Here is an 11,001-nt window from a genome sequence, read left to right on the forward strand (position 1 = left end):
AATCCGAACCTCAAATTACATCAGTTGGTTTAATTCCGACAGAATTAGAACGAGTGTTTAGAAAAAGATGTGCCATTTATTGACATAGGAGCAAAATGATCTATGAAATAGAAATAATTGGCAAAAACAGTGAAAGTGGTATAATATAAATATAAACAAAAAGACCCATGTTAGGTACATGACCTTTTAAGTCACAAGCGTGCTTCAGCGTTGGTAGTTGTTATTTTGTTAATAAACTAAAATAGTCATTTCACGAAAACCCCTAGAACCGGCCAAAGTTAAGGGGTTTTTGTTTACCTATTTTTTAGACTTGTTAATTTCTTTTAGTAGTTCGACTACTTTCGTAGCTAAAACAACCAGAAATGTGATCAACACAATTACCGCGGTCTAACAGACCATTTGGTGTTATCCTTTCAGGTAGCCTTGAGTTTCAACAATAAGCGTCACCCCCAACTATCAGATTCCACCAGTCCTTAACTTGCTTGTAAATAAAATTATATCATAACCTAATCTTCACAAAAAAATATGACAGCTTTACAGTTATTAGTGCAATAAACTTTTGAGTAGTTTGCACTTTTTCAAAGTCATGCTATACTTGGCTTTATATACTGCAATTTAGTTATGCAATTTTAAAGAGGTATAAAATGACAGTTTATGGTTATGCACGGGTTTCAACAGCTGGACAATCTTTATATGAACAAAAAGAGACTTTGAAAAATGCCGGGGCTGAAATGATTTTCAGTGAAAAATATTCAGGTACAACTACATCACGACCACAGTTTAAAAAACTTGTCAATCTAATTGAACCTAATGACACATTGATCGTCACCAAGTTAGATCGCTTTGCTCGAAATACACGTGAAGCATTAAATTTAATTGATGATCTCCTGAAACAAAAAATTGTGATTAAAGTTCTAAACTTAGGAACAATTGACAATACCCCAATGGGTCGCATGATTGTAAGAACATTACTTTCGGTTGCGGAAATGGAACGCGACATGATTATCGAACGTACGCAGGCTGGTAAGATATTTGCAAGGCAACACAATCCCAACTATAAAGAAGGTAGACCCAAAAGAAAAAAAGATAGCCGAAACACAGCTATCTTTGAGTATTCTCAAACGCACACAATAAAATCTACAGCAGAAGCTTTCAATATTTCTGTTAGAACAGTACAATATATTAAAAAATTGTTTATTCAAGATTAATTATATTAAATTAATGGCAGATGACAAAAATATACGTCTTCCAATTGATATGCATATATGATATCAGTTCAGTAACATGGACAAACGCTTATACCAGACTCACACTTTATTATAATCAACCAATTTTACCTAGATTTACAATGCTCGTATACTGAAAATCAGGACTTCTTTATTTCTAGGGCATAATCCGATGCTAATATACTAAAAAATGGACTATCTTTATTCAGTCCGTTATTCACAAGATGTCAAAGGTTTCTTGGTTAAACTTCACCAAGAAGGCCGTTCACTTAAATCACTAGCAGAAGGATTCGGACCGTCGAACGATCCTATGGATATTTGGGTTAAACAAGCTACTCCAATCTTGATCAAGGGTCAGTCAAAGACTTTAAAATACGTCAAGCAACTAGAGAAGCGCCTCACTATTTTGGAGGAAGAAAACGAAATTTTATCACGCATAGCCTGACAAGCATTGAGCGGCCATCTTACTAGCCAAAAAATAGTCCGTAATGTGGGATTGCCGCTAGTTAACCAATTTTTAGCACAAGGCTACGCGCTTGTGCGTATTTTAAGTCCACTTAAAATCAGACCTAGTACCTATTACAACTGGCGCCATTGGCAGTTCAGTCGACAAGAAAAGTTTAGAGAATGCCTAAAACCTTATATTTTAGACGTTTGGAAAACCTTTAAATTTTATGGTTATCGTCGTATTGCTGCTTATAGTCAACTAACCAATGACTGCCCGAAAATATCTGAGTATATGACACTCAAATTGATGCGTGAATTAAGGATTAGATCAAGCATGCAAAACGTTATCGCAAACACAAAACCGTTGTGACGGTTTCTCAAATAACTAATCTGATTAGGCACTAGCATGATTTGAGCGGTGTTTGGCAAACAGATATCACTTATATTCAGTTGACTAATCACAGATGGGCCTATTTAGCAACCGTTTTGGATCCTGAGAAGAGAAAAGTATTAGGCTATAAAATTGGCAATACAAGGACAGCCGAACTAGCTACAAGTGCCTTACAGATGGCGTTAGATAATCATCAAAAGCCACTAATAGTTCATTCGGATATGGGGTTACAATACACGAGTGCTGAATTTAATACCAAGGGTCAAAATTATGGCTTGAAACATTCATATTCACTCAAAGGACATCCATACGATAATGACTTTATGGAAGCGTTTCATTCAATATTGAAGCGTGAAGAAGTTTATTTGAAGGCATACCAAACATTAACTGAGGTCCAAGCAGCCATTGGTTGGACTATCAATTTTTATAATCGAAATCGTATCTCAAATGTCGCCTAATTAACTGAATAAAAATGGTCCAATTTATTGACTTCTAAGCAATAGACTGGGCTACTAGAAATATCTATTTGAGAGGAGCTAACACAGAATTTTAGAATAATCATAATTACCTAAATGAGATTGTTTAACATAAAGTAATTAAAAAAATAAACTCATAATGAAAAACTAACATATTCATTATAAGTTTATTTAGCATAAATCCTATTTTATAAGATACCTCACCGGTCTATCCCACGTATCCTTTGAAAATTTATGGATTGATTGAGGAGGCAACACTAGCGAAACCGTTATACCATTATACTCTGCCAACGTTGCGTCAAAGAAACCTGCACCGTAACCTATCCGATAATTATCTTCGCTAAAGGCTACACCGGGAACCACCATTAGATCTATTCCCTTCAAATTTTGTGCTTGATTTTCATCTTGTGTTGGTTCTAGAATTCCGAATTTTGATTTACTCATTAAACTTTCTATATAGTCAAACCATAATAATTTTCCACTACTCACCCTAGGTACTACTACTTTCTTATGGCTTCTCAACGCCTCCTGAATAATGACATCAGTACTCAATTCGTGTTCCATACTTATAGTTACAGCCACTGAATTAGAGTTATTCCAATATGCCTTAGAAAACAGAATTGCCTGTAATCGCTCTTCTTCAGTAATCTTGCTATGGTAATCATATAATTTTAGTTTATCCAAGGTCATTTTTCTTATTTCTTTTTTACTAAGCACTGCTACAAATCTCCTCCAAATTATCTTCAAACTAGTCCGATAAAATCTTACTAATTATCTCTTTTAATTCTGGCACAACCTCTTGTTCAAACCACGGATTTTTTTTAATCCATATATTATTTCTTGGTGAAGGATGAACTATCGGAAAATAAAGAGGCAAGTAATTTTTGTAGTTCTTTATTACATCGGTTATCTTGCTTTGATAACCAAGATTCAGATAATATTTCTGAGCATATGATCCCACCAATATAATTAACTGAACATCGGGCATAAGCTCCAATAATTTTGGGTGCCATTTGTTAGCTACTCCTCGTCTGGGCGGTAAGTCACCCCATTTTCCTTTTCCTGGATAGTAAAAGTCCATGGGAATTACGCCAATTTTTCCTGAATTATAAAAGGTATCTTTACCAACCCCGATCCACTCTCTTAATCGATCTCCCGATGCATCATCCCACATTATACCCGAGTTTTGAACTCGTAATCCCGGTGCTTGACCAATAATGACTAATTTTGCTTTTTTCGATACGTGAAATATTGGCCTTAATCCTTTTTTAGTAAACTCCATATTCATTTGATCTGCTGCTATATCATCAATAATACTCATATTCCCCCTCCTAACCAATGTATAATAATTATTATAAGCTACTTTATCAAACTTATATTGATTTATTAGTTCACAACTAAACTATAAAAGTCTACCAAGAGTCGTGCAACTTCTTTCTGCATCGCATTAAATTCGGCACGAGTCACTGGCTTACCGGTAACGTCCGTCCCAATGATTTGGGCTTTCTTCACCCAACCCGTGACGGTTTGTACAGCCAAATGGTATTCATTGGCTAGAGAATTAGCAGAACGTCCCTCGTTATACAAGGTGACAATTGATGACTTAAATTCTGTTGAGTATCGCTTAGCTTTCATAATATAAAAAAACTCCTATACTTGATTATCTCGGATTATGCCCTAGAAATAAAGCGGTCCGGATTTTCAGTATACGAGCAGCCAGTGTTTCTTTTTTAGAAAGCATGGGATCCACTAAGAAGGTTTGATCACTATACTCTATTTTTACGGTGGCATTTCTAATTTGTTAAATTTTCATATTAAATTTTAATGTTCCTATCTATTTAACTCTAACTAACAGTTCAAGTGCCTTTTGATATTGCTCAGATCCTGTTTCTGCTTCTGAACAATTTCTAATATTTTCAGCAATAACTAACTTTATTGCCTTATCAAGACTTGCTCTGACAGCAGATAACTGTATGACGACCTCTTCACAAGGACGCTCTTCATCAATCATATTGACAATTCCATTTATTTGGCCTGCTGATCTCTTTAACCTATTTTGTATATTTTCATACTGATATGCTATTGTATTCATACCTGAACCTCATAAGTCAATTATTTTACAATGTTTTGTGGATACATCAACTGATACAGTGAAAACGCACCATCAAGATTTTTGACATTTCTGAATCCATTATTAATAAATATTCGTTCAGCTGTATAACTTCGTTGACCTGTAGCACACGATACAATGATACCAGTATCTTTTGGTATTTGATTAATACGGTCTCGTATTTTTTCTAACGGAATATTTATGAAACCATTAATTAATCCCATAGCTCTAATTTCCTGAGAAGATCGTACATCAATTAATAAGTAACCATCACGCCTGTAATTCTCTAATTCATTATATTGAATATTATGAGATCGACTATTAATAATATTTTCAGCCACATAACCGGAAATATGAACGGGATCTTTAGCTGCTCCGAAAGGAGGAGCATACGTTAATTCCAGTTCAGGTAAATCATCTACTTTCAGCCTAAATTTGATTGCCGTTGCAAGAAGATCAATACGCTTATCTACCCCTTCATTTCCAACAGCTTGGGCACCTATAATATCACCAGTATTTGTAAAAATAAGTTTCATCATAACTTGTGTTGCGCCAGGATAATAGCTTGCGTGATGATAAGAAAAAGTATGAGTCACATGATAATTTAAACCAAGTTGCTTTGCTTGTTTTTCATTAATACCTGTACTTGCAGCTGATTTAGAAAAAACCTTAACGATTGATGTGCCAATCTCAGGTTTATTTTTAATAGATAAACCGTGAATAGCATCAGCAACTTGTCGCCCATGTCTGTTTGCTGGTCCCGCTAATGGAATTAGTGTTTCCTGTTCAGTAATTTGATGAATAACACTGATAACGTCACCAATTGCATAAATGTTAGAGTCACTTGTTTTAAAATCATGATCCACAACAATGCCTTTATTGGGCCCAACTTTTAGGCCTGCAGCTATGGCTATATCAGAATTTGGTCGAATTCCTGCAGCAATAATAACAGCATCAGCTTGTATTGACATACCATTATCTAAATAAAGAATGTCTCTGCTCACCTTATTTATAGTAGTTCCCGTATTGATACGAACGTCATTTTTTATGAGCTCATTCGTAATCGACTGTGCCATCTCAATATCAAGATTTGGCAATATTTGGTTAGAACGTTCAATAAGATTGACTGAAAAACCTCTCTTAATCAGATTTTCAGTAACTTCTATACCAATAAATCCAGCACCAAGTACCGCAACCGTTTTAATACTCTCATCTAAATGGCTCATAATGTTATCTAAATCAGGGATATTACGTAATTGAAAAATGTTTGATTGAGTATGAAGCCCCTCAATCTTAGGTATTACAGGACTAGATCCTAAAGATAATATTAATTTATCATAATATAGCTTCTCTTGTTGGTCATCATGATTGACAGATATCATCTTACTATCTCTATCAATATGGGTCACTTCACTGTTAACACGTACATCTATATTAAACCTACTTCTTAAATCATCAGCGGTTTGCACAATTAATTGGGAGCGATGTTTAATCGTTTTGCTAATGTGGTAAGGTAACCCACAATTTGCAAAAGAAACGAAAGGGCCTTTTTCGAAGACTATAATTTCATCTTTTTCAGATAGCCTTCGCAGTCTAGTAGCAGCTGACATACCGGCTGCTACCCCCCCCACTATAATAATCCTCATGTTATACCTCTTAGATATACTTTTTTAAAGTATTTTCGATTTCATCTTTAGGATGAAATCCAACAATTTTATCAATGACTTGACCATTTTTCTTAATAATTAACGTGGGGATACCTTGAATGCCTAGTTGGCTGGCAACCTGTTTATTTTCATCGATATTTACTGAGGCAAACTTTATTTTACCGCCTAATTGATTTTCTTCTGATAAGTGTTGTAGTATAGGGTCCATCATCTTGCATGGCGGGCACCAATCAGCACGAAAATCGGTCAAAGTAACCCCTTCTTGTGTTTCATTTTCAAATGTACTATCAGTAATTTCTTTGATTGTTGCACTCATTTCTGCTTTCCTCCAAATATTCTAGGTTTCTATGATTAAGAAAGAAGGTAATATATACCCCCTAGGGTATATATTACCTTCTTTCTTAGTTTTTAGCAATCTCATCAACATGCTCAGAAGTCAATAAATTGGACTATTTTTTTAGTATAAGAGCACTTACTCGCGCCGGTAGATTTGTCCAACACCACGTCAATTCCGGTTACAACCATTCAGGCAACGACCCAGGCTAAACTTGCCGAGCTCCCACGAACAACCCAGCGGCTCGTCAACCCAGATCTTTACCCGGTCTACATGACGACCACACTCAGCCAGTTACAAACTAGTTTGTTGAATAAAATGACGATACTAGCAGATTAACAAACGAACACGCGTAGCAACGACCAAAGCCACTTCTGTACTTAGCGGTCATTTGAACGCTAAGTACAGAAGTGGCTTTAGTTTATATCAAGTAACAGTTAGCTCACTGACCAGTAATTTGATCATGTTCACCCGGGGTCAATATTTTGGTCATCACCGTAATCAAATACGCTTGTTCGCGCTCAATTTCAGTTCCCGGCAATTCCAGTATTAACCGCGCTAGGTAACCGAATAGCTGCGATAACAAACTTTGCAGTATCAAATCATTCGGCCAATCCACAATCAAATGATCTGCTTTTAGTTGATTTATGACACTTCCCATCTGCTTGACCATCTTAGGCGCAATCTGGCTAAGAATCTGTTCGCGTCGTTCGGTGTCAAAAGCTGCCATTTCAAAAATGACCTTTAACTCTTTCACGTTAGCTTTAGCAAATGCAACCCGGTCCGTAAAAATTGCTGTGACGAATGCCTGTAGACTGGGATAATGCTGCCGTAATTCATCCTCTGAAAAATCACTCGCTAAAATTGGCACAATGTGCGCGGTAATTGGTGCTAAGATGGCATCCCGTAAGGCAGCCTTAGTCTTATACCGCCGATAGACCGTCCCCTCCGCAACGCCGGCCCGTTGTGCAATATCACTAGTACTGGTCTGGTCAAAACCCTTTTCAGCAAACAAATCGAGACTTGCCTGGAGGATGGCCCGTTGCTTAGGTGTAATCGTTTCATTCTGACTTAGATCCTGTTGAAAATAATCCCGTATCCGTGGTCGTTCCATATCCTCACACCTTCCGATAACGTTTCATTCCAACAATATTCAACATTGTTAGTACGACCATAAACCCTACTAATATTAACAAATTGACACCAATATCGCCAAGCCCAGCACCCTTTGTCACAACAGCCGTCAACGCATTAGCACCATAGTATAACGGCATGATGTGGGCAATTGCTTGCAACCAACTGGCCATGCCATCGACTGGAACCAACCCAGCAAAAAAGATTTGTGGTACAACAATCAGTGGAATAAACTGAATCATTTGAAATTCTGAGTTAGTAAAGGTGGAAATAAAGATACCCAAGGTCAAAGCCACTAACGCTAATAATAAGTTAGTCAGAAAGACCAGCCAAATACTACCAACTAAGTGAATCTTGAAGACCACAATTGTAAAAACAACGGTCAGAACAGTCTGAACGATGGCAAAGCCCCCATAGCCAATTAGATAGCCCATAATAATTTCACTCCGTCGAATTGGGGTTGCAAGTAGCCGGCTTAGGGTTCCAGTAGTGCGTTCATTCAAAAGTGAAACGCCAGAAATCAAGAACACAAAGAAGAAGACAAAGAAACCGAGAAATGCTGGCGAAAAGTTTTCAAAGAACGTTGAATCACTACTACCATAAATATAATGAGACTTAGTCGTATAACTGGTTGCTTTAGCTGACTGAGTCGAACTAGACGTCGTGGCTGTGGCCTGCTTGAGTTGCTTTTGTAATTTCTCAGCAGTTGCCTGGTCACCGCGGGCCTGGGCTTGTGCAATGGCAGTCTTCAGCTTGGTCACCGTTGCTTGTGTCTGGGCTGCTGTCAGCTTCTTCAAAGCGGCTTGTTGCGATTCAAGGGCCGCGCGCTGTTTCTTAGTAACGGTCACCAGCGTCTTCATTTTCAACTTGACTAATCCTGATTGTAAACTCGCCTTAATTAAAGACGTGCTGGTTGGATCGCTATTTGAATAAGTAATCGTCAATTGACCATTTTTCTGAGTCAAATAGCCATCTAGATCATGCTGCTTAATCATTTTCCGTGCCTGTGAACTATCATAATGATGAATCGTCACGTTTTTGGTATCGATCACGTTAACCACGGATTGGTCTACATGATGAACACCCAAGCTTGCTACTTGCGTCGTATTGTTTTGAAATAAGAAATACATCAGCGTCATAATCAGCAATGGTGCCAAAAACATCAGCGCCAAGGTACGCTTATCACGTAACATTTGCTTAAAAACTCGTTTAACTATTGCCATCGTTCGCATCTTGCATCCGCCCCGCTTTCATAAAGACCTGTTCGATCGTATCTACTGCATACTGTTGTTTCAGTGCCGCGGGTGTCCCCTCAGCAAGCGCAATCCCGTGCCGAATCAACATGAGATAATCACACCGTTCTGCTTCGTCCATGACATGCGTTGTCACGAGCATCGACTTACCGGTATCCTTGAGCTTATTTAGTTCGGTCCAAATTTGTTGCCGTAATTCTGGATCAATCCCAACGGTCGGTTCATCTAAAATCAATAATTGGGGATCCTGAATCAGGGCAATTGCTAACGACAAGCGCCGTTTCATCCCACCCGAATAGCCACTGACCCGCTTGTCTAATTGGGACGTTAAATCAACTAATCCTGCTGCATAATCAATCATCTGTGCTAACTTTATTTTTGGAACGCTCAGCAATTGCCCAAACAAGGTTAGGTTTTCACGGGCCGTTAGTGTCTCATACAAAGCGTCACTTTGGGCCATATACCCTACTTGTGCCATTACCGCCCTATTGGGCATCACCGTATCCATGACTTTAACAGTGCCACTATCCACAACTTCCATCCCTAAAATACTCTTGATCAGGGTGGTCTTCCCAGCTCCTGATGGCCCAATCAAGCCATAAATCATTCCAGCCGGCAGTGTCAAATCAATCTGATTGAGCACTTGCTGATGACCAAAGTGCTTGCTGACCTGCTTGGCGATGACATAATCCGTTGCCATTTTAATAACCCTCTTTCTCAAAGTGAGTATATACTCACTCACTTAATGGCTTTAGTATAATTCAGTACATATCGGTTTGTCAACATTAAAATAAGTTATCACTCACTTATTTTGTTTCCGGCCCATTTGTCACCGCATTGCAAACAAAAATACGCCACCCCGTTGTTGGGATGTCGCATTTTAATTAAATAGCAGCACTGATATAAGCGTTAGCAATGTTTTGGTAGATTGCAAATTTAATCCGAATTTTTGGGCAAATTTGTCAGCATAACCTGATACGGTGTTTGCCAGTCGAGTATTTTAAGCGGTCGCTGGTTAATTTGGAGTAACGTCGTCGTCAAATCTTGAGCACTAATGTGCTCAAAATAAGTCCCCTTAGGATAAAAATAGCGTAAGTCCCGATTAAATCGTTCATTACTGCCGCGCTCAGCTGGTGTATAAGCATGGCAGTAATAGGTCTTAATACCGTATTGTGCTTCAAGTGATACTAGACCGCTAAACTCAGTGCCACGGTCCACCGTAAAACTATGCACCGGGCCATTAAAAGTTGCTAGAAACTTATTTAGGGCTTCATTAACAGTTACTGCTGTCCGGTTTTTTAATCGGTAGGCCCAAAGGAAACGTGATTTGCGATCGATTAAGGTTAATAAAACTGCCTTACTATGCCCACGGGGGCCAACAATTGTATCTAATTCAAAATCGCTGATGCGATTACGTTGATTAATCATCATGGGACGCTGTTCAATTGATCGCCCCAAAGATTGATTATATTTGGATCGTTGGTCAACGTTACGCCATGTTCAGGTAGATCATTCAAGGAGAAACCAATTCTCCCCTGATTTAGCCAATTATAAATAGATTTAGTAGCTAGTTTAAATTCGTGAGCAATCATTCCTGGTGACCAGCTTAGACGTAAATGGTTGAGAATTTTTTGCTTTAACTCATCGCTCAGCTTAGTTTTCCGACCACATCGTGATCGCTTCAGCCGAACGCCCATTTGGATATTGGACAGCCCTAGTTCACAAAAGGTTTCGATTTTAATTTGTTCGGAATAGGTTATACTAGACAAAAGATCAGCTCCTAAAAGATGGGTTTATGGTAAACACCATTTTAAAGGAAGCTGATCTTTTTTGTCCGAACAGCGTTCGGATTAATTTTACAATCTACCCTGTACCGGGAAAACGCTTAAGTGTCCAATAGATAAAACTGGTGTTTGGCCAAACAAAACCGTAGAGACAAAATCCGAAACGCTTGCGCCTGTCA

Annotated in this window: 14 protein-coding genes and 1 pseudogene; 5 read left to right on the forward strand and 10 right to left on the reverse strand. The window is 38.2% G+C overall.

The window, feature by feature from the left end; genetic code table 11:
• The first annotated feature begins 644 nt into the window (after positions 1 to 644).
• The 4 genes from HNQ98_RS09050 (at position 645) to HNQ98_RS09065 (ending at position 2,522) form a co-directional block, all read left to right on the forward strand.
• Positions 645 to 1,208 carry a recombinase family protein gene (locus tag HNQ98_RS09050; protein WP_010277799.1) on the forward strand — a complete coding sequence of 188 codons (564 nt, stop codon included), beginning with the start codon at positions 645 to 647 and terminating at the stop codon, positions 1,206 to 1,208.
• A 208-nt stretch (positions 1,209 to 1,416) separates the two neighbouring features.
• Positions 1,417 to 1,671, forward strand: a complete 255-nt coding sequence (locus tag HNQ98_RS09055; protein ID WP_013102142.1) for a transposase — start codon at positions 1,417 to 1,419, stop codon at positions 1,669 to 1,671.
• Positions 1,672 to 1,716: 45 nt separating this feature from the next.
• Positions 1,717 to 2,043 carry a transposase gene (locus HNQ98_RS09060; RefSeq protein ID WP_013102141.1) on the forward strand — a complete coding sequence of 109 codons (327 nt, stop codon included), beginning with the start codon at positions 1,717 to 1,719 and terminating at the stop codon, positions 2,041 to 2,043.
• Positions 2,044 to 2,084: 41 nt separating this feature from the next.
• Complete coding sequence (locus HNQ98_RS09065) at positions 2,085 to 2,522, forward strand: DDE-type integrase/transposase/recombinase (protein ID WP_013102140.1); 438 nt, start codon at positions 2,085 to 2,087, stop codon at positions 2,520 to 2,522.
• Between the two features lie 201 nt (positions 2,523 to 2,723).
• Here the strand turns inward: HNQ98_RS09065 and HNQ98_RS09070 are convergent, their stop codons facing one another.
• From HNQ98_RS09070 to trxA, 6 genes are all read right to left on the reverse strand, one after another.
• Positions 2,724 to 3,257, reverse strand: a complete 534-nt coding sequence (locus HNQ98_RS09070) for a 5-formyltetrahydrofolate cyclo-ligase (RefSeq protein ID WP_010277786.1) — start codon at positions 3,255 to 3,257, stop codon at positions 2,724 to 2,726.
• 31 nt (positions 3,258 to 3,288) lie between these two features.
• A complete protein-coding gene (locus HNQ98_RS09075; protein WP_010386640.1) occupies positions 3,289 to 3,861 on the reverse strand; it encodes a uracil-DNA glycosylase family protein in 573 nt (190 codons plus the stop codon).
• Positions 3,862 to 3,926: 65 nt separating this feature from the next.
• Positions 3,927 to 4,175, reverse strand: coding sequence for a transposase (locus HNQ98_RS09080; RefSeq protein ID WP_013102139.1), 249 nt, complete (start codon positions 4,173 to 4,175; stop codon positions 3,927 to 3,929).
• Positions 4,176 to 4,374: 199 nt separating this feature from the next.
• Positions 4,375 to 4,632 (reverse strand): metal-sensitive transcriptional regulator, encoded by a 258-nt coding sequence (locus HNQ98_RS09085; RefSeq protein WP_010276712.1) that lies wholly within the window; start codon positions 4,630 to 4,632, stop codon positions 4,375 to 4,377.
• Positions 4,633 to 4,652: 20 nt separating this feature from the next.
• Entirely contained in the window at positions 4,653 to 6,296 is a 1,644-nt protein-coding gene (locus HNQ98_RS09090) for an FAD-dependent oxidoreductase (protein ID WP_184285067.1), read from the reverse strand.
• 10 nt (positions 6,297 to 6,306) lie between these two features.
• A complete protein-coding gene (trxA, locus tag HNQ98_RS09095) occupies positions 6,307 to 6,633 on the reverse strand; it encodes a thioredoxin (protein ID WP_019040048.1) in 327 nt (108 codons plus the stop codon).
• A 174-nt stretch (positions 6,634 to 6,807) separates the two neighbouring features.
• On the opposite strand from trxA, the gene HNQ98_RS09100 reads away from it, so the two are divergent.
• A complete protein-coding gene (locus HNQ98_RS09100; protein ID WP_223825158.1) occupies positions 6,808 to 6,990 on the forward strand; it encodes a hypothetical protein in 183 nt (60 codons plus the stop codon).
• Positions 6,991 to 7,093: 103 nt separating this feature from the next.
• On the opposite strand, the gene HNQ98_RS09105 is transcribed toward HNQ98_RS09100, so the two are convergent.
• The 4 genes and pseudogenes from HNQ98_RS09105 to HNQ98_RS09120 form a co-directional block, all read right to left on the reverse strand.
• On the reverse strand, positions 7,094 to 7,765 hold the full coding sequence (locus tag HNQ98_RS09105) for a TetR/AcrR family transcriptional regulator (protein ID WP_019040463.1): 672 nt from the start codon (positions 7,763 to 7,765) through the stop codon (positions 7,094 to 7,096).
• A 4-nt stretch (positions 7,766 to 7,769) separates the two neighbouring features.
• The gene (locus tag HNQ98_RS09110; RefSeq protein WP_184285068.1) at positions 7,770 to 9,017 is read right to left on the reverse strand and encodes an ABC transporter permease; all 1,248 of its coding nucleotides are present in this window, start codon (positions 9,015 to 9,017) and stop codon (positions 7,770 to 7,772) included.
• Positions 8,995 to 9,738 (reverse strand): ABC transporter ATP-binding protein, encoded by a 744-nt coding sequence (locus tag HNQ98_RS09115; RefSeq protein WP_019040464.1) that lies wholly within the window; start codon positions 9,736 to 9,738, stop codon positions 8,995 to 8,997. The genes HNQ98_RS09110 and HNQ98_RS09115 overlap by 23 nt, the downstream gene beginning before the upstream one ends.
• 236 nt (positions 9,739 to 9,974) lie before the next feature.
• A pseudogene (locus tag HNQ98_RS09120) lies at positions 9,975 to 10,807 on the reverse strand (IS30 family transposase).
• Positions 10,808 to 11,001 lie beyond the last annotated feature (194 nt).

This window comes from Leuconostoc carnosum (assembly GCF_014207505.1).
In the GTDB taxonomy this organism is placed as follows: Bacteria; Bacillota; Bacilli; order Lactobacillales; family Lactobacillaceae; genus Leuconostoc; species Leuconostoc carnosum.